Source organism: Streptomyces sp. NPDC048197, assembly GCF_043202395.1.
GTDB classification, from domain to species: Bacteria; Actinomycetota; Actinomycetes; order Streptomycetales; family Streptomycetaceae; genus Streptomyces; species Streptomyces siderophoricus.
Map to the genome: position 1 here is coordinate 63,650 of NZ_JBIDAJ010000009.1, position 25,208 is coordinate 88,857.

At 70.0% G+C, this 25,208-nt stretch carries 31 protein-coding genes and 2 pseudogenes; 27 read left to right on the forward strand and 6 right to left on the reverse strand.

The window, feature by feature from the left end; translation table 11 throughout:
• Window positions 1-342: 342 nt before the first annotated feature.
• From ACGF4C_RS14840 to ACGF4C_RS14890, 11 genes and pseudogenes are all read left to right on the forward strand, one after another.
• On the forward strand, window positions 343-1,527 hold the full coding sequence (locus tag ACGF4C_RS14840) for a zinc-dependent alcohol dehydrogenase (protein WP_393566386.1): 1,185 nt from the start codon (window positions 343-345) through the stop codon (window positions 1,525-1,527).
• 135 nt (window positions 1,528-1,662) lie between these two features.
• Window positions 1,663-2,442, forward strand: a complete 780-nt coding sequence (locus ACGF4C_RS14845) for a VOC family protein (protein ID WP_393566388.1) — start codon at window positions 1,663-1,665, stop codon at window positions 2,440-2,442.
• A 138-nt stretch (window positions 2,443-2,580) separates the two neighbouring features.
• Entirely contained in the window at window positions 2,581-2,937 is a 357-nt protein-coding gene (locus ACGF4C_RS14850) for a gas vesicle protein (protein ID WP_201802755.1), read from the forward strand.
• Window positions 2,938-3,013: 76 nt separating this feature from the next.
• Window positions 3,014-3,457, forward strand: a complete 444-nt coding sequence (locus tag ACGF4C_RS14855; protein WP_310726350.1) for a gas vesicle structural protein GvpA — start codon at window positions 3,014-3,016, stop codon at window positions 3,455-3,457.
• 3 nt (window positions 3,458-3,460) lie between these two features.
• Window positions 3,461-4,174: a GvpL/GvpF family gas vesicle protein gene (locus ACGF4C_RS14860; protein WP_393566391.1), complete on the forward strand. Its 714-nt coding sequence runs from the start codon at window positions 3,461-3,463 to the stop codon at window positions 4,172-4,174.
• A gap of 55 nt (window positions 4,175-4,229) precedes the next feature.
• Window positions 4,230-4,484: a gas vesicle protein GvpG gene (locus ACGF4C_RS14865; protein WP_393566393.1), complete on the forward strand. Its 255-nt coding sequence runs from the start codon at window positions 4,230-4,232 to the stop codon at window positions 4,482-4,484.
• Between the two features lie 49 nt (window positions 4,485-4,533).
• Window positions 4,534-4,896 carry a gas vesicle protein gene (locus ACGF4C_RS14870; protein WP_393566394.1) on the forward strand — a complete coding sequence of 121 codons (363 nt, stop codon included), beginning with the start codon at window positions 4,534-4,536 and terminating at the stop codon, window positions 4,894-4,896.
• The gene (locus ACGF4C_RS14875; RefSeq protein ID WP_393566395.1) at window positions 4,893-5,690 is read left to right on the forward strand and encodes a GvpL/GvpF family gas vesicle protein; all 798 of its coding nucleotides are present in this window, start codon (window positions 4,893-4,895) and stop codon (window positions 5,688-5,690) included. Before ACGF4C_RS14870 ends, ACGF4C_RS14875 begins: the two co-directional genes overlap by 4 nt.
• 70 nt (window positions 5,691-5,760) lie before the next feature.
• Window positions 5,761-5,916 (forward strand): annotated as a pseudogene (locus tag ACGF4C_RS14880) (hypothetical protein); the annotation flags it as partial.
• A gap of 121 nt (window positions 5,917-6,037) precedes the next feature.
• Window positions 6,038-6,358, forward strand: a complete 321-nt coding sequence (locus ACGF4C_RS14885; protein ID WP_393566397.1) for a gas vesicle protein K — start codon at window positions 6,038-6,040, stop codon at window positions 6,356-6,358.
• Between the two features lie 168 nt (window positions 6,359-6,526).
• Complete coding sequence (locus ACGF4C_RS14890; RefSeq protein WP_393566398.1) at window positions 6,527-6,697, forward strand: hydrophobic protein; 171 nt, start codon at window positions 6,527-6,529, stop codon at window positions 6,695-6,697.
• 81 nt (window positions 6,698-6,778) lie between these two features.
• Here the strand turns inward: ACGF4C_RS14890 and ACGF4C_RS14895 are convergent.
• Window positions 6,779-7,576 (reverse strand): annotated as a pseudogene (locus ACGF4C_RS14895) (SDR family oxidoreductase); the annotation flags it as partial.
• Between the two features lie 104 nt (window positions 7,577-7,680).
• Window positions 7,681-8,607, reverse strand: a complete 927-nt coding sequence (locus ACGF4C_RS14900) for an SDR family oxidoreductase (RefSeq protein ID WP_393566399.1) — start codon at window positions 8,605-8,607, stop codon at window positions 7,681-7,683.
• A gap of 246 nt (window positions 8,608-8,853) precedes the next feature.
• Here ACGF4C_RS14900 and ACGF4C_RS14905 point away from each other — a divergent pair, with 246 nt between their 5' ends.
• Complete coding sequence (locus tag ACGF4C_RS14905; RefSeq protein ID WP_393566401.1) at window positions 8,854-8,982, forward strand: LPFR motif small protein; 129 nt, start codon at window positions 8,854-8,856, stop codon at window positions 8,980-8,982.
• A 108-nt stretch (window positions 8,983-9,090) separates the two neighbouring features.
• Here the strand turns inward: ACGF4C_RS14905 and ACGF4C_RS14910 are convergent, their stop codons facing one another.
• Window positions 9,091-9,462: a hypothetical protein gene (locus tag ACGF4C_RS14910; protein WP_030412801.1), complete on the reverse strand. Its 372-nt coding sequence runs from the start codon at window positions 9,460-9,462 to the stop codon at window positions 9,091-9,093.
• A 286-nt stretch (window positions 9,463-9,748) separates the two neighbouring features.
• On the opposite strand from ACGF4C_RS14910, the gene ACGF4C_RS14915 reads away from it, so the two are divergent.
• The 4 genes from ACGF4C_RS14915 (at window position 9,749) to ACGF4C_RS14930 (ending at window position 12,831) form a co-directional block, all read left to right on the forward strand.
• A complete protein-coding gene (locus tag ACGF4C_RS14915) occupies window positions 9,749-10,477 on the forward strand; it encodes a HemK2/MTQ2 family protein methyltransferase (RefSeq protein ID WP_393566403.1) in 729 nt (242 codons plus the stop codon).
• Window positions 10,478-10,493: 16 nt separating this feature from the next.
• On the forward strand, window positions 10,494-10,763 hold the full coding sequence (locus ACGF4C_RS14920) for a CDGSH iron-sulfur domain-containing protein (protein WP_393566603.1): 270 nt from the start codon (window positions 10,494-10,496) through the stop codon (window positions 10,761-10,763).
• The gene (locus ACGF4C_RS14925; RefSeq protein ID WP_393566405.1) at window positions 10,760-11,899 is read left to right on the forward strand and encodes an iron-containing redox enzyme family protein; all 1,140 of its coding nucleotides are present in this window, start codon (window positions 10,760-10,762) and stop codon (window positions 11,897-11,899) included. Before ACGF4C_RS14920 ends, ACGF4C_RS14925 begins: the two co-directional genes overlap by 4 nt.
• Before the next feature lie 155 nt (window positions 11,900-12,054).
• Window positions 12,055-12,831, forward strand: a complete 777-nt coding sequence (locus ACGF4C_RS14930; RefSeq protein WP_393566407.1) for a 2OG-Fe dioxygenase family protein — start codon at window positions 12,055-12,057, stop codon at window positions 12,829-12,831.
• Here the strand turns inward: ACGF4C_RS14930 and ACGF4C_RS14935 are convergent.
• A complete protein-coding gene (locus ACGF4C_RS14935; RefSeq protein ID WP_393566409.1) occupies window positions 12,773-13,165 on the reverse strand; it encodes a hypothetical protein in 393 nt (130 codons plus the stop codon). The two genes, ACGF4C_RS14930 and ACGF4C_RS14935, sit on opposite strands and share 59 nt — an antisense overlap.
• 465 nt (window positions 13,166-13,630) lie before the next feature.
• Between ACGF4C_RS14935 and ACGF4C_RS14940 the strand changes: the two genes are divergently transcribed.
• Window positions 13,631-13,831: a hypothetical protein gene (locus tag ACGF4C_RS14940; RefSeq protein ID WP_393566411.1), complete on the forward strand. Its 201-nt coding sequence runs from the start codon at window positions 13,631-13,633 to the stop codon at window positions 13,829-13,831.
• A 515-nt stretch (window positions 13,832-14,346) separates the two neighbouring features.
• Here the strand turns inward: ACGF4C_RS14940 and ACGF4C_RS14945 are convergent.
• Window positions 14,347-15,243, reverse strand: a complete 897-nt coding sequence (locus ACGF4C_RS14945) for a SigB/SigF/SigG family RNA polymerase sigma factor (RefSeq protein WP_393566413.1) — start codon at window positions 15,241-15,243, stop codon at window positions 14,347-14,349.
• Between the two features lie 283 nt (window positions 15,244-15,526).
• On the opposite strand from ACGF4C_RS14945, the gene ACGF4C_RS14950 reads away from it, so the two are divergent.
• The 9 genes from ACGF4C_RS14950 (at window position 15,527) to ACGF4C_RS14990 (ending at window position 22,142) form a co-directional block, all read left to right on the forward strand.
• Window positions 15,527-15,877: a hypothetical protein gene (locus tag ACGF4C_RS14950; protein WP_393566415.1), complete on the forward strand. Its 351-nt coding sequence runs from the start codon at window positions 15,527-15,529 to the stop codon at window positions 15,875-15,877.
• A gap of 705 nt (window positions 15,878-16,582) precedes the next feature.
• Window positions 16,583-16,738, forward strand: a complete 156-nt coding sequence (locus tag ACGF4C_RS14955; protein WP_234442379.1) for a DUF6131 family protein — start codon at window positions 16,583-16,585, stop codon at window positions 16,736-16,738.
• A gap of 333 nt (window positions 16,739-17,071) precedes the next feature.
• Entirely contained in the window at window positions 17,072-17,302 is a 231-nt protein-coding gene (locus tag ACGF4C_RS14960) for a DUF6480 family protein (protein ID WP_393566416.1), read from the forward strand.
• 587 nt (window positions 17,303-17,889) lie between these two features.
• Window positions 17,890-18,447 carry a hemerythrin domain-containing protein gene (locus ACGF4C_RS14965; protein WP_030414850.1) on the forward strand — a complete coding sequence of 186 codons (558 nt, stop codon included), beginning with the start codon at window positions 17,890-17,892 and terminating at the stop codon, window positions 18,445-18,447.
• Window positions 18,448-18,506: 59 nt separating this feature from the next.
• Complete coding sequence (locus ACGF4C_RS14970; protein WP_030414851.1) at window positions 18,507-18,923, forward strand: CBS domain-containing protein; 417 nt, start codon at window positions 18,507-18,509, stop codon at window positions 18,921-18,923.
• A 295-nt stretch (window positions 18,924-19,218) separates the two neighbouring features.
• Window positions 19,219-19,545, forward strand: coding sequence for a hypothetical protein (locus ACGF4C_RS14975; RefSeq protein ID WP_030414852.1), 327 nt, complete (start codon window positions 19,219-19,221; stop codon window positions 19,543-19,545).
• A gap of 255 nt (window positions 19,546-19,800) precedes the next feature.
• A complete protein-coding gene (locus ACGF4C_RS14980; protein ID WP_393566418.1) occupies window positions 19,801-20,148 on the forward strand; it encodes an Ig domain-containing protein in 348 nt (115 codons plus the stop codon).
• A 55-nt stretch (window positions 20,149-20,203) separates the two neighbouring features.
• A complete protein-coding gene (locus tag ACGF4C_RS14985; RefSeq protein WP_393566420.1) occupies window positions 20,204-20,662 on the forward strand; it encodes an RrF2 family transcriptional regulator in 459 nt (152 codons plus the stop codon).
• Window positions 20,663-20,864: 202 nt separating this feature from the next.
• A complete protein-coding gene (locus ACGF4C_RS14990) occupies window positions 20,865-22,142 on the forward strand; it encodes an acyl-CoA dehydrogenase family protein (protein ID WP_393566421.1) in 1,278 nt (425 codons plus the stop codon).
• A gap of 27 nt (window positions 22,143-22,169) precedes the next feature.
• Here the strand turns inward: ACGF4C_RS14990 and ACGF4C_RS14995 are convergent, their stop codons facing one another.
• Window positions 22,170-23,285, reverse strand: a complete 1,116-nt coding sequence (locus tag ACGF4C_RS14995; protein WP_393566422.1) for a CapA family protein — start codon at window positions 23,283-23,285, stop codon at window positions 22,170-22,172.
• Between the two features lie 258 nt (window positions 23,286-23,543).
• On the opposite strand from ACGF4C_RS14995, the gene ACGF4C_RS15000 reads away from it, so the two are divergent.
• Window positions 23,544-25,208, forward strand: coding sequence for an FAD-dependent oxidoreductase (locus tag ACGF4C_RS15000; RefSeq protein ID WP_393566424.1), 1,665 nt, complete (start codon window positions 23,544-23,546; stop codon window positions 25,206-25,208).

A 25,208-nucleotide genomic window follows, 5' to 3' on the forward strand; every position in this document is an offset into this window, starting at 1 on the left:
ACCGCCCGAGGACGCGCAGCCGTGCCGGCGGGCGGCGGCGGGCATCGAGCCGCGGTCCGCGGGCACACTCGGTCACGGCCGCCGCCCGGGCGCGCGGCCGGGCGTGGTCCGTTCGGGCGTTTGCACGATCGGGAGGCCGGCCGGAGACTGGGCTGAGCGGCCGGCTCCGCCGAGCGGCGCGCGCCTGCCACCTGCGCAGGAGGAGCCGCCCGGAGCACGCGGAGGCGGCGCGGCCCGGAGAACCGGCGTGGCCCGGAATACCGGCGTGATGACCCGTCAGACGAATCGGTCGTCCCGAAACGAACCAGTTCCTGCCGACCGGTCACGGCGAAGGAGGACAGGGTGCGGGCACTGACGTGGCACGGCAAGCGGGACGTGCGGATCGACACGGTCCCCGATCCGAAGATCATCGAACCGACGGATGTCCTGGTCAAGATCACCTCCACCGGCATCTGTGGTTCCGACCTCCACCTCTACGAGGTGCTGGGGCCCTATCTGGAGCCGGGCGACATCCTCGGCCACGAGCCGATGGGCCTCGTCGAGGAAGTGGGACCCGAGGTGACCGCGCTCGCCCCCGGCGACCGGGTGGTGGTGCCCTTCAACGTCTCCTGCGGCTCCTGCTGGATGTGCGACCGGGGCCTGCACTCCCAGTGCGAGACCACCCAGGTCAGGGAACACGGCATGGGCGCCTCGCTGTTCGGCTACACCAAGCTCTACGGCCAGGTACCGGGCGGTCAGGCCGAGTTCCTGCGGGTGCCCTTCGGCAACACCCTCCCCGTCAAGGTCCCGCACGGCCCCCCGGACGAACGGTTCGTCTACCTCTCCGACGTCCTGCCCACCGCCTGGCAGGCGGTCGCCTACGCCGACCCGCCGCCGGACGCCCACGTCGTGGTCCTCGGCCTGGGCCCGATCGGCGACATGGCCGCCCGGATCGCCCTGCACCGCGGAGCCCGGCAGGTGATCGGCGTGGACCTGGTGCCCGAGCGGCTGGCCCGGGCCCGGGAGCGCGGCGTACACACCCTGAACGTCGACGAGCTCGGCGCGGACCTGGGTGACGAGGTCCGCCGGCTCACCGACGGCCGCGGCGCCGACGCGGTCATCGAGGCCGTCGGCATGGAGGCCCACGGGGCACCCGTGGCGAAGGCCGCGCAGCAGATGGTCGGGCTGCTCCCGGACCGGCTCGCGGAGAAGCTGATGTCGCGCGCCGGGGTGGACCGGATGGCGGCCTTCCACGCCGCCGTCGACGTGGTCCGCCGGGGCGGCACCATCTCCGTGGTCGGCGTCTACGGCGGCGCGATCGACCCGCTGCCGCTGCTCACCATGTTCGACAAGCAGGTGCAGCTGCGGATGGGGCAGGCCAACGTGCGGCACTGGGTGGACGACATCCTGCCGCTGCTCGACGACGAGGACCGGCTCGGCGTCGAGGGCTTTGCCACCCACAAGCTGCCGCTGGAGGACGGGCCGCAGGCCTACAAGACCTTCCAGGCCAAGGAAGACGGCATGATCAAGACGCTGCTGCAGCCCTGACCGGCCGGCCGCCCGCCGGCGCCGCGCACCGGACCGTCGGCCCCCAGGCGCCGCACTCGGCCGAGCCGTAGAAGGATGCGGACGCGAAGTCCTGGCAGAGTGGACGGTGGCACCCGTTCCAGGAGGCGCATCGCCATGCCGGTCACACCGTCCGCCGTCGCCGTACGCGGCACCCCGTGCTGGGTGAGCCTGACCACCCACGATCTCCGGCGTGCCCAGGACTTCTACGCACAGGTCCTGGGCTGGACCTTCCGGCCGGGCGGGCTGGGCGAGGAGTTCACCGTGGCGCTGACCGACGGCCGGCCGATCGCCGGGGTCACCGCGCTGGCCGCGGACTGGCAGGTGTCGGTGGCCTGGACCCCGTACTTCGCGGTCGCGAGTGCGAACGACGCCGCGGGACGGATCCGCGAGCGCGGCGCGACCATCGCGGTGGGCCCGCTGCGGCTCGGCGCCGGCCGGGTGGCACTCGCCGCGGACCGGGACGGTGCGGTCTTCGGCGTGTGGGAGGGCCACACCCCCGCCTGGGCCATCGGCCGCGGCAGCGCCCCGGTCTACCTGGACCTGCGGACCCGCGACGCCTTCGACGCCACGATCTTCTACGCCGAGGTGCTCGACTGGGCCTCGGAGGAGCCCGGCGGGGTCGAGGTCGCGTACGAGCACGGCGAGGTGCTGGTGCGGGACGGCAACCAGGTGGTGGCCACGGTGCGCGGCGGTGTCATGGAGGCCGCCCCCGACCCGCACATCCGGCCCCGCTGGCACGTCCAGTTCCCCGTCGAGGACGTCGAGAAGGTCGCCGCGGCCGCCATCGCGGCGGGCGGCCAGGCCACCCACCTGACCCCGCCGGCCGACCCCGCGGTCGGCCAGGCGCTGATCCGTGACCCCGACGGCGGCCTTTTCACGGTCACCACCGGCTGACTCCCCCTCGGATTTCCCGCTCGCGCATACCTCCGGCTTTCCCGGGCAACCGCCTTTTCATCGCCACAGAACGGCCAACCGTCCTTCGACGGGAAGACCTTCGGCAGATGACCTCTACGACGCACGACAGGCGGGATCATGGCGACCGAGGAAAGCACCGTGGAAAAGGTGGAAGCGGGCGCGGCACATGAGGAAAGCCTCGCGCCGACCGAAACGGAAACTGCGCACAGCGGACCGGATCGCATCGCCGCTCCCGCGGCAATGCGCCTCGCTGCCGGGCAACTTGCCGAGATGCTCAACTGCGCACCCGGCTCGGTGTCCGCGCTGAAGGCCGCCGGTGACGGCTGGCTGGCGGACGTGGAAGTGGTGGAACTCGAAAGGGTCCCGGACACCGCGAGCGTGATGGCGTCCTACCGCGTCCGCCTCGATGAGCAGGGCCATCTCATGGAATACGCGCGCATGCGCCGCTACGGGCGGGGCCAGATCGACCGCTAGGGCGGCGGCCACGCATCCGCGATTCCCCCACACGGCCATGGCCCGCTCCAGTCAACTGGAAGGGACAGAAAAGACCGTGACTGCCATTCAGCAACAGACACAGGCCGCACCGGCCGGCGGCAGCGGCTCGGGCACTCTCTACGACGTCCTGGAGCTCATTCTCGACCGCGGGCTGGTCATCGATGCCTTCATCCGGGTCTCCCTGGTCGGCATCGAAATACTCAAGATCGACGTACGCGTCGTGGTCGCGAGCGTGGACACCTATCTGCGTTTCGCGGAGGCGTGCAACCGGCTCGATCTCGAATCGGGGCGCAAGGCGCCGGAACAGCTCACCGATCTCGTCGGCCAGGCCACCGAGAGCGGCGCCAAGGGAAAGTCGAAGGGCGCGCTCGCAGGGGCCGTTGAGGCGGTCGGCGAATCCCTCCGCAAGGGCCACGACGAATCCGAGGAAACCGAGAAGCGTCCGGCGCGCAAGACGTCGTCGTCCGCCGGCCGCCGCACCGCCCGCCGTGAGGAGTAACCCATGACGACGTACGTCTACGCCATCACCGGCGCCGGCCATCCGCTGCGACTGTCCGGCATCGCCGGGGTGGGCAACCCCGCGGCGCCGCTGCGCACCGTGCGGGCCAAGGACCTGTGCGCGGTGGTCAGCGACGCCCCGGCGGAGCTGCGCGCCAAGCGCCGGGACGTGGCGGCCCACCAGGACGTGCAGGAAGCCCTGTTGGCCGACGGCAGCTGCCTGCCGATGCGCTTCGGGCTGGTGGGCCCGGACGACGAGCAGGTCGCCGCCGTACTGGAGGAGCAGCACGACACCTACACCCAGCGGCTCGGGGAGCTGGCCGGGTGCCGCGAGTACCACCTCAAGGTGACGCGCGACGAGGAGGACCTGCTGCGGGAGATCCTGCGGGACTCCGCCGAGGCGCGGCGGCTCAACGACCGCACCCGGCAGAACTCCGGGGCGTACGACGACAAACTGGCGCTCGGCGAGCTGATCTCGCAGGAGGTCCGGACCCGCCAGGACCGCGCCCGCGCCGACATCCTGGCCCGGCTCGCACCCGCCGCGGAGCGCATCGAGGACGGGGAACCCACCAAGCACCACTTCCTCACCACCTCGTTCCTCGTCGCGCGGGCCCGGTCCGCCGTCTTCTCCCAGGCGGTCCACACCGAGGCCGAACGGCGCGGCGACCACTACACCTTCCGGCTCTACGGCCCGCTGCCGCCGTACAGCTTCGTCTGACCGCGCCCCGGGCCGTGCCCTCGGCACCGGGGACACCGACCGAGCGGAGGTCCGGATGGGACTGCTCACCCAGCTGCTGACCCTGCCGCTCGCCCCGGTCCGGGGCACGGTCTGGGTCCTCGACCAAGTACTGCTCACCGCGGAGCAGGAGTTCTACGACCCGGAGCCGGTCCGTGACGAACTCGCCGAACTGGAACGGCAGTTGGTCGACGGCCGGATCGGGCCCGAGGAGTTCGACGCCCGCGAGGACGAACTGCTGGACCGGCTGGAGTGGCTCCAGGCCCGCCGGCGTCAACCACGAGGAGGCTGAACCGCACATGTCCGACCCGCTGACCGGGGCGGGGGGACCCGCCTCGCCCATGAGGGCATCCCCCGCGCCGTCCCCCTACGGCCGGGCGGGGGCCGGGCCCGGCTCCTCCACCAATCTCGCCGACATCCTGGAACGCGTCCTCGACAAGGGCGTGGTGATCGCCGGCGACATCCAGATCAATCTGCTCGACATCGAGCTGCTGACCATCAAGCTCCGGTTGCTCGTCGCCTCCGTCGACAAGGCCAAGGAGATGGGCATCGACTGGTGGGAGCACGATCCCTCGCTCTCCTCCCGGGCCCGCCCGGCCGACACCGGGCCGCTGCCCTCCGGCCAGGAGCGGGCGGCGGTCGAAGGACAAGCAGGACGCGAAGCCGGGCGGGAGCAGCAACAGCGAAGGGAGGAGAACCGGTGAACGGGCCGTGGCACAGCTATGTCTACGCGGTCGGGCGGGACGGCGGCGACCTCGACGCGGTGGCCGCCGAGCTGACCGGGCTGCGCGGGGCATCCCTGCGGACCGTCGCCGAGGACGGCCTCACCGCCCTGGTGTCCTCCGTCCCGGCCGACGACTTCGGTACGGACGGGCTCACCGAGCGGATGGCGGACCTGACGGAGCTGGAGGCGCTGGCCCGCGCGCACCACGAGGTCGTCGAAGCGGCCCACGCCCGTACGACGGTGTTGCCGATGCGGCTGGCGACGGTCTACCTCGACGACACCCGGGTGAGCGCGATGCTATCCGAACGAGCCCTGGAATTCGGTGAGTTGCTGACCTGGCTCGACGGCCACGCCGAGCTCGGGGTGAAGGTCTACGCGGACCCCGTGCGCGCCCAGGTCGAAGCCGCCCCTGCCGCCCCCGCCGCGCCGTCGACCGGTTCGGGCCGCGCCTATCTGCGCCGGCGCCGCGACCAGCGGCGCCTGCGGGACGACGCGTACCGCGCGGCCGGTGCGGTGGCCGGCGCGGTCCGGGACACGGTGGCCCCGCTGAGCCGGGGCGTGGTCGCCCACCGCCCCCAGCAGGGCGAACTGGCCGCCGGCCCCGGCGAGAACATCGCCAACGAGGCGTATCTCGTCCCGCGCACCCGGGTCCGGGAGTTCCACCAGGCGCTGGCCGGTCTGACCGGGAGCGACGCCGGCGTACGGGTCGAGATCACCGGCCCGTGGGCGCCGTACTCCTTCGCGACCCGGCCGGCGGAAAGCGGCGCGGCATGACGGGCGGCAGCGCAGGGCTGGTGGCAGCACATGACAGGGTGGCAGCCCATGACAGGACGGGTGGCAGCCCATGACGGGGCGTGATGTCGCGGTGCCGGATGTCGCGGTGCCGGCCGCCGGCTCGTCCGGGCTCGGCGAACCGGCCGGAATCGCCGGCCCGCAGATCGCCCTGATCGACCTCCTCGACCGGCTCCTCAACGGCGGCGCGGTCCTCACCGGAGACCTGGTGCTGTCCATCGCCGATGTGGACCTGGTCCGGATCAGCCTGCGCGCCGTCATCCATTCGATCGTGCAACAGGACGCATTCCCTTGCCAGGAGGCATCCCTTTCTCAGGAGGCATCCCTTTATGAGGCAGGACTCCACCGGGCCGACGGCGCCCAAGACCCTCGCCCAGCGGCTGGAGAGCGACCCGGAGACGGTCGAACGCGATCTGATCAAACTCGTGCTGACGATCGTCGAGCTGCTGCGGCAACTCATGGAGCGCACCGCGCTCCACCGGGCGGACCAGGGCGACCTGACGGATGATCAGGAGGAGCGGGTCGGTATGACGCTGATGATCCTCCACGACCGGATGTCGGAACTGTGTGAGCGCTACGGCTTCACGATGGACGACCTCAACCTCGACCTCGGCCCCCTCGGCTCCCTGCTTCCGCAGAACTCGCGCTGAATCCTCACAGCGCTGAGCCGTCACAGCCCTGAGCCGTCACAGCCCCGAGCCATCACAAATCCATTTCCCAGAAGTCCCCCACAGACGTCCCACGAAGTGTTCGGTCATGAAGTCTTCGGTCACGAAGTTTTGGTCACGAATTCTTCGTTCATCCAGAGGAGGAACCCCATGGCACCCCTGCTAATCGTCCTGCTGCTCGCGCTGCTGCTGTTCGGCGCCGGCTTCGCGCTCAAGGCGCTGTGGATCGCCGCCGTCGTCGTGCTGGCCTTCTGGCTGCTCGGCTTCCTGATGCGGTCGACCGGCGCCGGCGGCGGCCGCGCCCGCTGGTACCGCTGGTAGCCACCGGACCGCGGCCGCCCGGGCCAGGTCGTCCGCCCGCCCTCCGGCCCCGATCAGACCGGTGGCCGTGACATCACCGCGGGCCGCCATCTCCGGCACCTGGCCGCGGAACAGGCGGGTGACGGCGGCCGGGAGCCCGGCCCGGACGAGCTGCGCGGCGCGCAGCCAGGGCTGGGCGTAGACGGCCGTGGCCCGCCGCTCCATCCCGTGGACGATCCGGTCGGCGACCGCCTGGGGCGAATAGATCCGGCCGGCGGGCCACGGCAACCGCGACCGCAGCTCCCGCAGCACCGCGGCGTCGATCATGTCGGTCTCCGCCCAGCTCAGATAGGCGACACCGACCCCGACGCCGCGGTGCGCCACTTCTGCCCGGATGGCGTGGGCGAACGCCTCGACGCCGGACTTGGAGGCGCAGTACGCCGACATCATGGGCGCCGCGGTGATGCTCGCCAGGGAGCCCATCTGCAGGAAGTAGCCGCGGGTGGCGAGCAGTCCGGGCAGAAAGGCCCGCAGGGTGAGCGAGCTGCCGATGAGATTGACCTCGATGATCCGGCGCCAGACGGCGGGGTCGGATTCCAGGAACGGGCCGCCGGCCGCCACACCGGCGTTGGCGACCACTACGGAGGGGGGACCGAGGCCGCGCTGCACCCCGTCGGCGACGGCGGCCAGCGCGGCCTCGTCGGTGACATCCGCGAACCAGTACTGTGTCCGCCCCGGGAACGCCTCGGCGAGCCGCTCCAGTCCGTCCTCCTCCAGCCCGACCAGCGCCACCGTCGCGCCGCGGCGGACGAGCGCCCGGGTCATGCACTCCCCCAGCCCGCGGGCGGCCCCCGTCACCACCACGACGCGCCCCGCGAGCGACTGCCGCTGACCGGTCATCGCACGTCACCCCACTCCTTCAGCACACTCCACGAACGGGCAGAAACGTCGGGTCAGGAACGTCAGGACGGAAACGTCAGGACGAGAACGACCGGGCGGGAACGTCAGGGCAGGGGTGTCCCGCCGGTGGCATTGACGATCTCGGCGGTGATGTAACTCGCCTGTGGGGAGGCGAGGAAGACATAGGCGGGGGCCATTTCCGCGGGCTGTGCCGGGCGGCCCAGCGGGGCCTGTTTACCGAATGTGGTGGTGTCCGGAAGCGTCGCCGGAATCAGCGGGGTCCAGACCGGGCCAGGGGCGACCGCATTGACCCGGATACCGTCGGACGCGAGCATCTGCGCCAGCCCCTGGGTGAACGTGACGATGGCTCCCTTCGTCGTCGCGTAGTCGAGCAGATGCGGACTGGGCTTGTAGGCCTGCACCGACGTCGAATTGATGATGCACCCGCCCTTGGGAATGTGCGGCAGCGCCATCTTGCACAGCCAGAACATGGCGTACAGATTGGTCCGCATCACCCGGTCGAACTGCTCCGTGGTGATGGCCTGGATTCCGTCCGGCTGCGACATCTGATAGGCCGCGTTGTTCACCAGGACATCGATCCGGCCGAACTCCTTCACCGCGCGTTCGACGAGCAGCCGGCACTGCTCCTCCTCACGGACGTCGCAGGCCAGCGGCACGGCCGTACGGCCCGCGTCCGTGACGAGCCGGGCGGTCTCCTCGGCCTCCTTCTCCTCCTCGGGGAGGAAGGTGAACAGCACGTCCGCGCCCTCACGGGCGAATGCCAGCGCGACGGCCCGCCCGATACCGGAATCCCCTCCCGTCAGCAGCGCCTTGTGCCCTTCCAGGAGTCCCCTCCCCCGATACGATTCCTCGCCGTGGTCGGGGGGCGGGTCCATCGGTCCGGTCCATCCCGGGTGCTTCTGGTCCTGGTCCGGGAATTCCGGCTGCGGATATTTGGTGACCGGGTTCTCGGCATTCGCGGGGCCCTCGGGGCGTTCCCGGTTCTCCGGGGCTGCCTTTCCGTCTGCCATTTCGAGACCTCCTGGTGCGCGCACGGACGAGTGGGCCGCGGACGAGTGGACTGCGTACCGAAGCCGCGGCCGCGTACAGAAGCCGGGTTCCCGACGGGCCCGAGTTCCACCATGCGGCAGCCGGTCTTTTCGCGCAGTGCGAGGCACCGGGCTCGTTTCGGACCGGGCTCGTTTCGGCGGTCTTCCTACGGGAACTCGCCCGTGAGAAGAAGGCAATCGAAGAGTGTGATGAGAAGGAGGCCCCTCGTGCTCACCGCGATCGCCGACGTTTTTCGCGCCATCGGTGGCGCCATCGCCACCGTCGTGACGCTTCCCTTCAGGGCCGTGGCCCGGCTCTTCGGAGGAGCCTCGGACACCGCACACGGGCACCACTGAGCCAGGTACCGCTGATCCGGGCACCGCAGACCAGGCCCACGGCTTTCCGACTCTCTCGCCCTGCGGCTTCCCGCCTGGCCGGCTGCCCGGCTGGCCGGCTCTCCGACTTCAGGGATTCTGCGGGTCCACGCCGGTGTGCGCCTCGGCGTCCCGGCCACCGCTGGGCCGCCGCGCGGGGCCCTTGGGCTCCTTGCGGTGCATCCCCTTCTCGTCGGTCCGGGCGGCCCGGCGCTCGCCCGGCTCGGACTCGCTCTTGACCTCGCTCGCCGGGGACACCTTCTCCTGCCCGGTGTCCTTGGTCTCCTTGCTGCGGTCCGGCTTCGGCGCGTAACGCTCGGGGTGGAACGAGCGGTGCGCACTCTCGTCGGCGTGCTGCTCGGACTGGTCGATGTCCGGTGACCAACCGTGCTGCTCGGTGCCTTTGTGCATGCTGTGGCCCTCGCCCATCTTCGGGTGCGAGGACTTCCGGTGCTTGGCCACTTCCACTCCTCGTATCAGGCGTCCCGGCGAGCCGCGCTCGCCCGCCCCTGTCTCCAGGCTGAGGGCCATCCGGGCCGTCCGCACCTCAGCCCGCATCCCAGGGGGCCCGGTCCGCTCCCGCTCCCGCTCCCGCTCCCGCTCCCCAGTGGTCGCCTCACCGGATTACCGCAACGCTGGAACCGAAGCCGCGGGAGCCATTGATGGCCGCGGACCCGTGCAAGGCCGTACCAGGGCCGCGCAAAGGCCGTACCAGAACCGTGCAACCCCGCGAAAGGAGGTGCGGAAGATGACCCCCGATACCGCCGCGCTCGTCCGGCCGCGTCCCTTGATGACCCTCCCCGGCGTCTACGCGCCACAGGACGACACCCGACTCCTCCTGCACGCCCTGTACCGGGAAGGCATCGGCCCGGGTACCGAACTGCTGGACCTGGGCACGGGCAGCGGGGCCCTCGCGCTGGGGGCCGCCCGCCGCGGGGCCCGGGTCACGGCCGTGGACATCGCCTGGCGGGCGGTGCTGACCACCTGGCTGAACGCCCGGCTCGCCGGCCTGCGCCTCAGGGTCCGCCGGGGCGATCTGGCCACCGCCGTCCGCGGCCGCACCTTCGACCTGCTCGTGAGCAATCCGCCGTACGTACCCGCACCCGGCCGCCGCCCACCCCGGGGCGCGGCGCGGGCCTGGGACGCGGGACTCGACGGGCGGCTGCACATCGACCGGATCTGCGACCTCGCACCGGCGGCGCTGCGCCCCGGCGGGGTACTGCTGATGGTCCATTCCGGGCTGTGCGGCACCGGGGACACCCTGTCGCGGCTGTCCCGGTCCGGGCTGCGCGCCGAGGTAAGCGACCGTGCGCACATCCCGTTCGGCCCGGTCCTGCGCTCCCGGCTTCCGTGGTTGCGCAGCAACGGCCTGCTCGACATGACAGGGAACAGCGCTATGACAGGGAACAGCGCGATGACAGGGGCCAGCTCGCCGCACACAGAGGAACTGGTGATCATCCGTGCCGAACGTCCCTGAGCGCCCACCGCGCCGCATCACCCTCACCCGGGACGGCCCGATGCTGGTGGAAGGCCCGGTGGAGGTGGTCTGCGACGACGGTTCCGTCGCCGTCTCCGACCGCTTCGTCGTCGCCCTCTGCACCTGCCGGCGCAGCCACAGCTACCCGTGGTGCGACACCAGTCACCGCCGCCGCGCACGCCCCACCCCCGAGCCGGGCCCAACTCACGAGCCGGGCTCCACCCCCGAGTCAGACCCCACCCCCGAGTCAGGCCCCACCCCCGAACGGGAAGGAGACGCGCCATGAGGCCGGCGGCCCCCCTGACCACCTCATCCGGCACGCCCTCCGCCCCACCGCTTCCCCGCCCGGCCGGCCGGCCACAGCTGCCCCGCCCCCAGGGCAAGCTCTCGACCGCAGTCCTCTCCGCCCTCTCCGCCCTCTCCTCGCCTTCCGCATCCGCCCCCCACTCACCACGCTTCTCCCTGCGGACGCCAGGCACCGACCCCCTGCTCACCACCACGGAGAAGGAAGCCCAGCACGCCGACCCCTACGGAGCCGACCTCCAGCTCGCCCTGTATGCGCTCTACGAACTGCACTACCAGGGCTTCGACGGCGTGGACGACGACCGCGAATGGGACCCCGCGCTGCTGGCGGTTCGGCGCGCGCTGGAAAAGGTGTTCCTCCAGGCGCTGCGGGCGGACGTCCCGTCCTCCGTCGGCGCGGCGGAGGCGCTGGACGGCCTGCTGGTCGAACCGGTTGCCGACGACGGCACCAGCGTGAGCCACTATCTGCGACGCGAGGGCCGGCTGTGGCAGCTGCGGGAGTACGCCGCCCTGCGCTCGCTGTACCACCTCAAGGAGGCCGACCCGCACGCCTGGGTCCTCCCCCGGTTGCGCGGCCGCGCCAAGGCCGGGATGGTCGCCGTCGAATTCGACGAGTTCGGCGCCGGACGCGCCGACGACATCCACGCCCAGCTGTTCGCCGACCTCATGACGGACCTCGGCCTGGAGACCGCCTACGGGCACTACCTCGACCTGGCGCCCGCCGAAGCGCTGGCCACGGTCAACCTGATGTCCCTGTTCGGTCTGCACCGGTCGCTGCGCGGGGCCCTGGTCGGTCACTTCGCCACCGTGGAAGTGACCTCCTCCCCCTCCGCGCGGCGCCTCGCGGACGCCATGCGCCGCACCGGTGCCGGCCCGGCGGCGGAGCGGTTCTACGACGAACACGTCGAGGCCGACGCGGTGCACGAGCAGGTGGTACGCCGCGAGGTCGTCGAGGGCCTGCTGACCGACGAACCGGACCTTGAACCCGATGTGGCCTTCGGCATCGGCGCCACCGTCCACCTCGAGGACCGGCTCGCCACCCACCTCCTCGACGCCTGGCGCCACGACCGCACCGCACTGCGCGCCCCACTTGCCGTCACCGGCGGCCGTTGGTCATAACCCCGTAAATACCAACCTCCGAGAATCCGGACGCTCAAGATTCCGAACCCTTGACAATCCGAAGCCCCGAGAAGCCGAACCCTTGAGAGTCAGCAGTCAGCAGTCAGCAGTCAGCAGTCAGCAGTCAGCAGTCAGGAGCCAGGAGGTGTCCGCACATGGACGAGACCGCCGTCACCACCCCGGTGGCCACCGCCCGCGCCTCCCTGGCAACGGCCGGTGCCCATCTCCTCCCCGCGGCCGTCACGAGGTCCCTGCTGGCCGCCGACGAGGCGGCCTGGGCGCGCTTCGCCGCCCACTGGGAGGAGCTCTCCCCGGACCGTTACGCCGCCGAACAGGGCACCTGCCGGCTGCGCCGGTACGGCCAGTTCGCGCTCACCCCCGCCACCGGCGAACTGTCCCACCTCCCGCACCTCCCCTTCGTCCAGCCCGACCGCACCAATCCGCTCTACGACGGTGTCGACCGGCACTTCGAGCCCCTCACCGACGCCTTCACGGCCGATCCCGTCCTGCGCGCCGTACTGGCACTCCTGGGCCGCCTCGCAGGCGCCCTGGATCCCACGGTCACCACATGGAACGCCAAGGTCCATCCGTTCCGGGTCGTCGCCGCGGCGGACGGCGCCGGGAACCCCACGCCGGAGGGCAAGCACCAGGACGGCGTCACGCTGGTGTCCTCCCTGCTCGTCCACCGCAGCAACGCCACCGGAGGCCGCAGCACCGTGTACGCCCCGGACGGCCGGGAGCTGCTGTCCGCCACCCTCGACGAGCCCGCCGCGCTCCTGGTGTCGGACGACCGCAGCACCCTGCACGGCGTGTCCCCGATCCGCCCGCTGGACCCCGCGCGCACCGCTCATCGCGACGTTCTGGTGACCACGCTCATTCCGCAGATCCGCTCGGCACGGTCCCGGGCTGCCGGCCCTCCGGCCGGACGGTAGAGGTATTGACGGAGCGGGCCCGGCGGCCCCAGCTCTTCCCCGCCTCGGTCCGGAATCCGCCGAGGTCCTTCGGCGAGAGGGTCGGCCCGAAGGTCAGATGCTCGCCCCGGTGGCCGGGCTCGTCGTACAGCTCCACGGCGAACCGGCTGAAGTTCACCAGCGACTGCACCACGGCGGCGAACCCGTGCTCCGCGAGGTCCGGCACGGGCTCGTCGGCGACCAGCACCCGCCGGGCGTCGTCCTCCCCCTCATTGAAATGACCGCCCTCATAGAGGGCGTAGCAGTGCGGCGGGCAAACCGTGGTCCCGGTCCCCTCGATGACCTTCACCGTCATGGGTGCCTCCTCCTCACACTCGCTCTCCCTCGCCCGCGGCCGGCCGGGGCGCCGCTGCCCACGCCGCCGCCCCCTCCTGTCCTGTCTACGCCGTGCCCGCCCCACGCGCGACTCCTGGCAACACACCAACGCGACAACAACGCGACACCAACGCGATGAGCGCCAACGCAGGCGAACAGCTTGTGCGTTACGCCCCTGGGCAGGCCCCGACGGACGCCGCCCGGGGCCTGGATGAGGTACTCCTCGGCCGGCTCGCCCCCCTCCCGCGGATCATATGCGGGGCCTCGAACGAATCGGAGGGGGTCGGACCGGACAGGACAGGACCGGACGGGAGCGAGCCACCGGACGAGAGCGAGCGGTACCCACCAGCCGACCAATCGCACCTTTTATAAGGTTTTGCCCTGATGACTTCGGGCACGGGCCGAGAGAGACCCCTCCCAAAACAGAGGAAAGGCGGAGGCCACCATGCCCGAGCCTGGCAGCAAGAAATTCGACAAGCGGCGCGCGAGGCTTCGCAGCGAGGCCGAGGACCGCGGCATTCCCGACAAGCACGCTGCGGAGGATGCGAAGGAAACCCTGGAGAGCGACCCGAAGTGGCGCAGCCAGGGACCGCGGACCGAGCGAGGTCGCGGCCCCAAAGGGGAACGAGACCAGCGGAACGACTGACGAACCCACTGACGGAACGACTGACCCGAGCGGAACCGACCGGAGCGGAGAGGGACGCCATGTCGAAGAACCCCCAGCAACCCGAAGTGCGCCGTAGCGACAAGGGGGCAACCGTCCAGGACGCCGCCGAGACGAAGGCGGACACCGATCGTCCGGTGGGCCCCGGCGGCAGCAGGAAGGCACACGGCACCGACAAGGGAAGCAAGGGCGGCGGCCGAGGCGGCGGTGTGCCCGAAGAGCAGCGCCCTGACCACCCGAAACGTCATCAACGTCATCCCTGTGCGCGCCTGAGCACAGGCCCCGGAGACAAGAAACGGCCAGTCCAACAACACGACGCGACGCACACACGACAGGACCGGGGCGCCTTGCCGCCCCGGTCCTTCCTCGGCCCTTCGTTCCGAACGTCGTTCCGAACGTCTCTCGCTCCGATTGCCTCCTAGATTGCCTCCCCTCACTCCTGTCACTCCTGACGCCAGGTCCACCCTCATCGCGCGGGGTGCCACGGCGGCACTCACTCACGCCTCGGCGAGCAGTCCCTTCCGCAACTTGGTGCAGGCACGGTTCAGCAACCGGGAAATGTGCATCTGGGAGAGGTTGAGCTCCTTGCCGATCTCGGCCTGGGTCATCTCCGCCCCGAACCGGAGCCGGAGCAGTGTGCGTTCCCGCTCGTCGAGCTGCGCGAGATGCGGCTTGAGTGCCTGGATGTTCTCGGCGAGGTCGAGCGCGGGGTCGGTGCTGCCCATGAGGTCCGCGACAAGCCCGGTCTGCTGCTTGCCCGCGGTCTGGATCGGCCGGTCGATGGAGTCGGTGTCATAACCGTTGCAGGCGATGAGCCCCTCCCGCACCTCCTCCTCCGGCAGCTTCAAATGTGCGGCAAGCTCCGCCGCCGACGGATCGTGGTTGTTGGCGGCCTCCAGGTCCTCGAAGGCGCGCGCGAGGTCGATACGGAGTTCCTGCAGCCGGCGCGGCACATGGACGGACCAAGTGGCGTCACGGAAGAAACGCCTGATCTCCCCGCGGATGTACGGCACGGCCAACGTGGTGAACTCCACGTCCCGGCAAACGTCGTAGCGGTCTATCGCCTTGATGAGACCTATGGTGCCCACCTGCAGAACGTCCTCGGCGCTTTCCCCCCGGCTGCGGAAGCGCCGGGCGACGTAGCGCACGAGGGACAGATTCATCTCGATCAGCGTGTTGCGCACGTACTGGTATTCGGGGGTGCCTTCCTCAAGGACGTCGAGTCGCTCGAAGAACACCCTCGACAATTCCCTGGCTTCACTCGGCGCAAGGCGCTGCGGCTCATCGATCGGCGGCAGAGACACCGACGGAGCCGGGGCAGCACTCCCCTTGGACGTAGTGGTGGCCGGGGTCGCTACCGCAGTCGCTGCTGTCATGGTGCCGGTGCTGGTCATGCTCGGGCTCCTAGCTGTTGACTCGGTCCCCGTCTGCAGTCCCCCCTCGACCCGCCTCTACCCGACGACTCCCAAGGCATGTCCCTAAACCCGCCATCACCTCATTGTCGTCGGTCTGTTGACGCCCGACCGAAGGTTGCGAACGCGGCGGAAGGTACGGGTGGTGCGGCGTGCCGAACCTGCCCCAGCGGTCACCGCGAGGTAGAACAACGCTGTGGGTGAGGCAATTGAGCCGGAGGAAGCGGAACAGCTTCCCGGACTGTGTGGACTGTGCGGCGCGAGCGTGGTGGACGGGACCGGGGTCCATGCCATCGTTCCGGATTCCTCGGCAATCCATGTCCACGATCCGGCACTGGACGGAAACCGGTCACTGACGGCCTGTTCCACGGCGCACCTGGGCGAACTGCAACAGCATTACCACGCACGACCCTTCGTGAATGCCGAGCTGTGGGCCGGGAAGATCGCCCGAGCGCTGCGCCGGCACCCGGAGGGCCTTTCCCGGGAACGGCTGGTCGCGGAGACCGGACTCAACCTGCTGCAAATCGAAGCCGCAGCAAACTGGACCAACCACCGCCCCCGCCACCATCACCCTCACCGCAGGACGCCCCACAACGACCGCCCCGAGGCGCCATAGCCCCCAGGCCCACGAGGCCGCCCATCCACACCAAATTGACGCCCCCTCACCCCGCTTCCCCGGCTGCCCTCACCTCACTGCCACGGCAGTCCTCGACCTACCGACAGGTCAGTCCTCACCGTCCTGGTACTGAAAGGTGAATCCGAAAGCCCCGCCGCCCAGGACCCCCAGACCGACCAGTACCACCCACAGTCCGTACACCACGCCCAGAGCGGCAACCGCATAACCAACCGCCACGACCACGGAATACCTACGACGCCATACCGCCGCAGCGACGAAGAAATGCGGCCTCCTTTTCACCCCCCGTCCACCCCTCGGCGCATCGGGCAGTCCTCACCTACTCCCTTGATCCCGACTCCGGCCCCGGGCCCGGCCCCCGACCCGCCCCCGGAGAGCGACACCGACACCGACACCGACACCACCGCACCCATCGCCACCACTGGATAGTAAAAACCGAATGCGGCGTATCACGGCCGACCCGCGGCCGCCACAGGGAATTTGCAGCCAGCGGTCGGCAGCCCTCACTTTCCCTTCCCCGCGGCCAGCCCCTGACCGCCGGCAGAACCCGGAATTACCCACGCACTCACCTATGTGATCACGCCGTACACCTTCCATGGGCTTCGCACAGGTCGACGGCAGAAGTTGCCCGTGCGTCACACCGGGACCACAGTTAAGAGGGGAACATATGCGAGATCGGAGCACATCGTGATCGTTCTCGGAATTATCTTGCTGGTCATTGGGTTCGTGACCGGCATCGGCATCCTATGGACCATCGGAATCATCCTCGCCGTCATCGGGGCGATCCTCTGGGTCCTCGGGGCAATGGGTCACGCAGTAGCCGGCCGACGGCACTACTGGTAGCGCCACAAGCCCGCAAGCGGAATGACGCACGCGGGCCAGGATCCCGCAATTCCTCCGCCACTCCACGGTGGCGGAGGAATTGCGGGATGCACATTTAAGCCAATCGGCCCCCGCGCCCCACCAAGCACTGATCACAAACGCGCCAGACGCAACACAAACCGCCTCCCCGCCTGCCCCCTCCCCTCCCCCACCCCATCCCTCCCGCCCACCCCCGCCGCTATCGCCGGCCCCGACGACCCCACCCAGCCACCACCTCGCCGCCCACCACCCCATCACCACTCCACTCCCCCCACCCCACCGGTGAAACTGGTCTTTTTCGGGCAAACTCCCGGTATGAGCACTCACCACCCTGATCCGGATCCTCGCGAAACCCCGGGCCTCGGCCCCGGAGGCGGCGTGCCGCCGGGCGAAACCCCACCGGGCGAGGACAGCACGGGCTCGGAGACCGGCCCCCGCGACCTCCCCACCCGCGGATGGGCCAAGGGCCCGGCCATCATCCTCGGCATCGTCGTCGTCCTCTGCGCGGCGTTCTTCATCGCCTACGCGGTGACCATGGCCCGCTGACCCGAGCCGCCGCGCCCCACCAGAGGGCCCTGGCCGCCCGCCCCGCACGTCCTGCACGCACACGTCCCGCACGTCCCGCCCTCCAGGCGGCAACCCAACCTCGAAGCGGCAGCACCCGACCCCCAGGCGGCGGCACCCGACCTCTCAACGGCTGCACCCGACCCTCCAGGCGGCGATAGCAAGCCGCATCCAGTGGCAGGTGACAGCCAGCCGTACCCGGGAGCACGCTCACCGGTCACCTGCGCACGCCGGGATTCCGCCACGGGCCGCACGAGCCCGTCACGAGCCCGCCACGGGAACGGCGACGTCCCGGCACCCCCAACCAACTCCTCGCCCGGCACCCGAGGCACACCACCTCCCCGCGCCCCTCCCCCTCCCCACCCCCGCCGCCCACCGCACGCCCCCGCACCACCACGGCCCCCATCCCGGCATCCCACCACTCCGACATCCCGGCCCCCTGCATCCCGGCATCCGACGCAATTCCCCGGAGTTGACGTTATGCGCCGGACGACTCGGGAACCCGTTGCCCTGGGTGCGCCCGGCAACGGGCCGGCAGCGCCCGGGTCACCGGAGGGACAGGACAGATCATGGAGCACGGCGAGGACGTCATCGCGGAGCTGACCGCGGACCACCGGGAGGTCGACGACCTCTTCGAGCAGTTCGACAACGCGGCACCCGGCAGCAGCGCCCGCAAACGGCTCCTGGACGCCCTGACCATCGAGCTGGTGCGCCACTCGGTCGCCGAAGAGGAACACCTCTACCCGGCCGTACGCGACCACCTGGAGAACGGCGGCATGCTGGCGGACAAGGAGATCGCCGACCACCTCCGCGTCGAGCAGCTGCTGAAGGAGCTCGAAGGACGCGAGCCCGATGACACCGATTTCGACCGCCTCGTCCGTGAACTGCGCACCGAGGTCACGGCGCACGTGGAGGACGAGGAGAACCAGCTCTTCCCCCAGCTGCGCGACGGCGTCCACCCCTATGTCCTGGAAAGCCTCGGCCGGAAGGTCCGCGAGGCGAAGAAGACCGCCCCGACCCGCGCCCACCCCATGGCCCCGAGCACGCCGCCGGCCAACAAGCTGCTCGCTCCCGGCCTGGGCCTGGTGGACCGGGTACGCGACTACGTCACCGGTCGAGGCCGGTAACCCGCACGGAAACTCACCTCCTCACATCAAGATCCCTCCTCCAGGAAGGACACACAGTCATGCCTGTGGCACGCGACATCATGTCGCCCGGTGCGGAATGCATCGGCGCGAACGACAACATCCTCGAAGCGGCTCGCAAGCTGACCTCCCTCGGTGTCGGAGCGCTGCCGATCTGCGGCACGGACGACAGGCTCAAGGGCGTCCTCACCGACCGGGACGTCGTCGTCAAGGTGCTGGGCAAGAACTTGGACCCGCAGCAGACCAAGGCCGGCGAACTCGCCCAGGGCGAAGCGGTCACCATCGGCGCCGACGACGGAGCCGACGAGATCTTCGCAACGATGGCCCGCCACAAGGTCCGTCGCCTGCCGGTCATCGACGGTCATCGCCTCGTCGGCATGGTGGCTCTGGCCGATGTCGCCCGCGCCCTCCCCGACCCGCAGGTCGGAGACCTCCTCGAGGCGCTCTCCACCGACTGACCTCACTACATCAACACGCACCGGCCCGGCACTCCTTCCCCCGCGCGCCGCGCCCCCTCTGTCATCCGTCCAGTGTCATCGTCCGGCCGGTGCCTGGTGCGGCGAGGGGGGCCGGTGGGCGGGGCAGCGCGCGAGCTCGCCACCGGCGGGTTCCCGCCACCGGAGACCCACCCGCCCGATCGGCCGTTCTGCCTCGCGCACTGCCGCCGAACGGAGTGAACTGAAGGGGTGACCGTCGACCGCCCCGAGACGCGGCCGGCCGACGAACGACACATCAACCGGTCAAGGAGCCGTCATGCCTGCAGGTTCGAGCAAGAAGCGTGAGCGTCAGTACGAGCACATCAAGGAGGGTGCCGAGCAGCGAGGCGAGTCGACGAAGCGGGCGAAGGAGATCGCCGCTCGGACCGTGAACAAGGAACGTGCCCGGTCCGGGGAGTCGAAGACCGCCAGCAAGGTCTCCACCCGGGACAAGAAGTCCGCGCCGCAGCGCGGCGGCGAGCGTTCTCACCGCGGCGCCCAGGGTCCCACCAAGGACCAGCTCTACGAGGAAGCCAAGAAGCGCAACATCGACGGCCGCTCCTCGATGAACAAGGACGAGCTCCGTAAGGCCCTCGGCCGCTGACCAGCGTCACAGCCGCTCGCCTGAACTGCGTCCACAGTCCCACGGTCCGGTAACTGTGCCTGTATCCAAGGGCGTTGTACATGTATCTCTTTCCCTAATCGATTCATTGCGTCCGCTGTAAAGCCTGCATCGAAAAAGCCCGCGTGTGCAAGCATTCTGCCGCGTTCGAGCCAGGAAACACCCGCTCGAGTGACGGCGGAGCGGGCGGGCCGACGCCCAAGCAGACTGTTCAGGGTCATGGAATGAGGAGGCGCAATGAATGCGGAAGCGGGCACGGACCTGACGGTGGCCATCGAGCCGGCCGGAGGCACGGGACAGCACGCCGGCCCCCACGAGACCTTCTCGGACCCCTTGAAGGCGCGACTCGTCGACCGCAGGAGCGGGCTGCCGGTGACCGATGCGGCGGTGACGTTCGTCTGGTTGTCCACGACCCAGCAGGTCCTTTTCGAAGGCGGAGAAACCACTGTCACGGTCGACACCGACTCCCAGGGGTACGCACAGACCCCGCCGTTGGTAGCGGGTGACGCGGCGGGCACCGCGTCCTTCACCGTGACCGCGGAGGGGGCCGCTCCGAAGCACTTCGAGGTCTCGGTCGACCACTGACCAGCCTCCCGCGCCACCTCTCCAGGCCCCTGTCGCACTGCGGAATAATGCGAGCATGCGGATTTCAGCCAGAGCGGATTACGCGGTGCGCGCCGCGCTGCAACTCGCTCACACCCGGGACGCAGGACCGCTCAAGGCGGAGGCCATCGCGGACGCCCAGGACATTCCGCACAAGTTCCTCGAAGGCATTCTGAACGACATGCGCCGCGGCGGACTCGTCCTCAGCCAGCGTGGCGGGAACGGCGGCTACCGCCTGGCCAAGGCTCCGGAGTCCATCAGCATCGCCGACGTCATCCGCGTCGTCGACGGCCCCCTGGTATCCGTCCGCGGCGTCCGTCCGCCGGAGTTGTCCTACACCGGCCCGGCGGAGTCCCTACTGCCGCTCTGGGTCGCCCTTCGCGCCAACGTCCGGCAGATCCTCGACGGGGTTTCGCTCGCCGATGTCGCCTCGGCGGAACTGCCCACCCGGGTATCCGCACTGGCCGAGGACCCCGCCTCCTGGACGAACCCCTGAGGCTGTAGCCTTCGCCGCCGTTTGCATCCGGGAGCTGCTCGGACTGGGACTTTGGTTCCGTCCGGATACCAAGATTCGACTGTCCACGCCTTGAACGGGCCTTGCTGTCACGGGAGTACGGGCGCATCATTCCCTACTAATCCAGTGGGAAAACTAGGGAAATCGACCCGCCAGACCACCCGACAGGACGGTGACCGGCGCCATGCCGAAGAAGTCCGAAGCATGCACCGCCGCCCCACAGGTCAACGACACGGCGGACCAGGCCGCCTGGCAACGCGTCACCCGTGAGGTCGCGGAGGATCTCGCCGTAGACGCGATTGCCCGGGACCGCGCCGGCAAGCCTCCGTTCGACGAGCTCTCCCGGCTGCGCGAAGCCGGCCTGCCGGCCCTCCTCATGCCGCCGACTTCGTCCCAGTCGGGTACCGACTGGCGCACGGCATGTGCAGTCATCCGGGAGATCGCGGCGGCCGACAGCTCCATCGGCGAGCTCCTCGGAAGGCACTACGCCCTCTCGTGGAGCGCTCGCTTCTTCGGCTCCCCCGAGCAGGCCGAGCGGATCGAGCGTCAAGCGGGAGCCGGGCAGTGGCTCTGGGGCGGGAGCATCGAGCTGCCGGGGACGGAACCGGAGCAGGAGACCGAGACGGGACCCGAACTCACCCTCACGCCGGCCGGGAGCGGATACCTCCTCCACGGTCGCCAGGTGTTCCCGGCGGGCGTCACGGTGGCCGACCAACTGGTGGTGAGCGCGGTCTGCACGGGCACCGGGGAGACGCTGATCGCACAGGTGGACCCGGCCGATCCCCGCGTCTCGGCGGTTCCGGCGCACGACCGCCTCGGTCAGCGGCTCACCGGAGCCGGCAGTGTCGATTTCGACGGCGTACCGGTGCAGCCCGACCACATCCTCGGAACCGTGCCGCACGACGAACACGACGTCTCCCCGTTCGCCACGCTCGCCCCGTTGGCGCTCCGGCTCGCCCTGGTCCACGTCTGTCTGGGTATCGCCGAGGGAACGCTGGCCGAGGCCCGGGACTTCAGCCGCACCGCACCACGCAACTGGCCGTCCTCCGACCCGGACTGCGGTGCCTTCGAGCGGCGCCCCGGAAGCGACCCGTATCTCCTTCTCGCCTACGGGGAGCTGGTGGCTGCCGCGCACACCGCCGCGGCGGTGGTCGAGCCCGCCACCGAGGCGCTGGCGAGGGGGCTCCTCATGGGGCGGGAGCTCGATGTCGACCAGCGCGCGGACATCGCCGTGCTCGTCGCCGCGGCCGAGGCGGTCACGAGCAGGTCCACGCTGGAGATCACCACTCGCGTCCTGGAACTCACCGACGGCGCCGACTCCCCCGCGGACGGCCCGGGGTTCGACCGGTTCTGGCGCAACGCCCGTGTGCTGACCGCCCAGGGCTCGCCCACCCACAGGCTGCGCGACATCGGCGACCACTATCTGAACGGGACCCATCCCCCACTCACATTGCACATTTGAGGCCCTCGCACCTCTGCCCGGCCGGCGTCACAGCGGGCGGAGGGTGAGCGTGCGGCCGTTCCCCTCCGTGGTGGTGCAGGGATGGAAGCCCGCGCTGATGCGGTCCAGGAGCCGTTGTAGCCAGTGGCAGTCCCGGGCGGGCGGGTGCCGTAGGCGCATCCTGTGGGCCTGGAGGGGGACGATGCGCACCTCGTGGAGCCTGCCGGTCGGCTGCTCCAACGAGACGAGGAAGAGCAGGCGCAGGTCGTCCCGGTATTGCTCGTAGCCCGTAATGCCCTCGTAGTCGTCGATGAAGTCGCCGCACCCATGGATCACCAGTTTTCCGTGATGGGTCTCCAGGCTGCGCGGGTGGTGCGAGGAGTGACCGTGCACGATGTCGACGCCTCCGTCGAGGAGCAGCCGCGCGAAGGCGGCCTCGCTGCGGGAGATGCCGTAGCCCCAGTTGGGGCCCCAGTGGATCGAGGCGATGGCGATGTCGCCCGGACGCTTGGCCTGCCGTACCCGTGCGGCCAGGCCGTTTGCCGCGGTTTCCGAGGGTTCGGACAGGAACGCCACTCCGCTCCGGTCCTCGGTCGCGGCCCAGGAGAACGGGATGCCGCTGGTCGGCAGGCCGAACGAGAAGACGAGGAGGCGATGGTCGCCGTCGAGGGGGACGATCGCCGGACACCGCGCCGCGTCGGCGTCCACTCCGGCGCCCGCCGTCCGCAGTCCCGCCCCGGCCAGGACGTCCAGCGTCTCCGCCAGGCCATTGCGGCCGAAGTCCAGGACGTGGTTGTTGGCCAGGACGCAGACGTCGGGACGTGCGAGGGTCAAGCACGGGAGATTGCCGGGGTTCATCCGGTAGTGGACTGCCTTGCCGGACGCGAAGGTGTCGCTGCGCGTGACGCTGGTTTCCAGATTGATCACCCGGGCCGTGGGGGCGGCCTCGTCGAGGACGGGTAGTGCCTCCCCCCACGGCCAGGCGAAGCCGACCGGACGGGGGATCGGGCCATTCGCCGCCTCGGCGAGTTCGACGTAGGCGCGGGCGTCGTGCAGATAGCCCTCGCGCAGCGCGGGGTCGCCCGGGTACGGGAGGATCTGGTCGACGCCGCGACCGAGCATCACATCCCCGCACAGGAACACCGTGACCAAGTCACCGTCCACTCTTCCAGGCTAGGGCCGGGCCGGCGCCGGGGCGGAGCTCCGGTCGCCTCAGGTCGAAGCGGGTCGGCCGGACGCCGGCAGCCGAGCGTCAACATGACGCCGCCGGACGCACACCTTCCGGGCATTCACAGCTCCACGGCGATCACGGATAGTAATCAAACGAAGGGTGATGGCTACGCAGAGTTTCCTGCGCGGTGTCGCGTCGATGCTCGCAGCCGTCACATCCCGACATCGATCCATCGTCATAGGGAGGCCATCATGGCTGCGTATCAGATCAGCGCCGGCACCGAGAGCGGTACTGAAGTAGTTCCGGGGGACGCGCGCTACGAGGCGTTGCGAAGGGGATTCAACCAGCGCTTCATCGCGACACCTGACTATGTGTCCGTGATCGGCTCGACCGGCGAGGCCGTCGCCGCGCTCAACAAATACCTGGCGGATCACCGCTCCGACGAGAGCCTCAGCCGCCGCATCACGGTCCGCTCGGGAGGCCACTGCTACGAGAACTTCGTCTGCGGTGAGGACGTGGGCGTCATCCTCGACCTCGGGCAGATGGACCGGGCCTATCTGGACCAGGAGATGGGCGCGTACTGCGTCGAGTCCGGTGCCACCAACTGGCATGTCGCCACGCACCTCTACGCACCGTTCGGTGTGGCGCTGCCCGGCGGGTCGTGCTACTCCGTCGGCGCCGGCGGCCATGTCTCGGGAGGTGGGTACGGATTGCTCTCCCGGCAGCACGGGCTGACGGTGGACTATCTCTACGCGGTCGAGGTCGTCGTCGTCCGCGACGGTCAGCACGCCGAGGTGGTGGTCGCGCGCCGCGACTCCCCGGAGCCTGAGCTGCGGGACCTGTGGTGGGCACACACCGGCGGGGGTGGCGGCAACTTCGGCGTGGTCACGCGGTACTGGTTCAAGGGGCTTCCCAAGCCCCCCGGGCAGGTGCTGCTGCATGCCATCGCCTGGCCCTGGGAGAAGCTCAAGTGCCAGCCGGAGCGCTTCAAGTCGCTGGTGCGCAACTACGGGCTGTTCTTCGAGTACGAGAACACCCCGCGGCTCCCGGAATCGCTCCGCGGCGACTACACCGACATGTTCACCCTGCTGAAGCTGAACCACCGCGCCAACGGCAAGATCGGCCTGATCACCCAGCTCGACGCCACCAGGCCGGACAGCGTGCAGCGGCTCAACGCCTTCCTGGACTGGATCACCCAGGACCTGGACGTCGACCCGACGCCACTGGACCGGCGGATGGGCGAACACGCTCCCATGGGCGGACTGCACGTGCCGACCCGGCTGCCCTGGCTGACGGCCACCCAGACGCTCAACGGCTCCGGTGACAACCAGTGCGGCAAATACAAGTCGGCGTATATGACGCGGGGATTCACCGAGCACCAGCTCGACGCCCTCTTCAACCATCTGACCCGTGCGGACTACGACAATCCGCAGGCACTGCTCCAGGTCGACTCCTACGGCGGCGCCATCAACCTGCCCGACAGTACCGACACGGCGGTCTACCAGCGCAGTTCGGTGCTGAAGCTGCAGTACCAGACGTACTGGAGCTGGAAGCGGGACGTCAACAAGGACGGTGTCGCCGACCAGCACGATGCCGATGCCGACCCGTCGATCGCTGCACCACATCTTCGTTGGATCCGCGAGTTCTACCGCGATGTCTACGCGGACACCGGCGGCGTTCCGGTGCTGGCGTCTGAAGGCACCCCGGCGGGCGATCAGCCGGCACCGGTGACCGACGGCTGCTACATCAACTACCCGGACACCGATCTCGACGATCCCGAGTGGAACACCTCCGGCGAACCCTCACACCGTCTGTACTACGGCGACAACTACACACGTCTGCAAGAGGCCAAGGAGTACTGGGACCCGCGCAACGTCTTCCGCCATGCCCAGTCCGTCCAGCCGTTCACCCGCTGA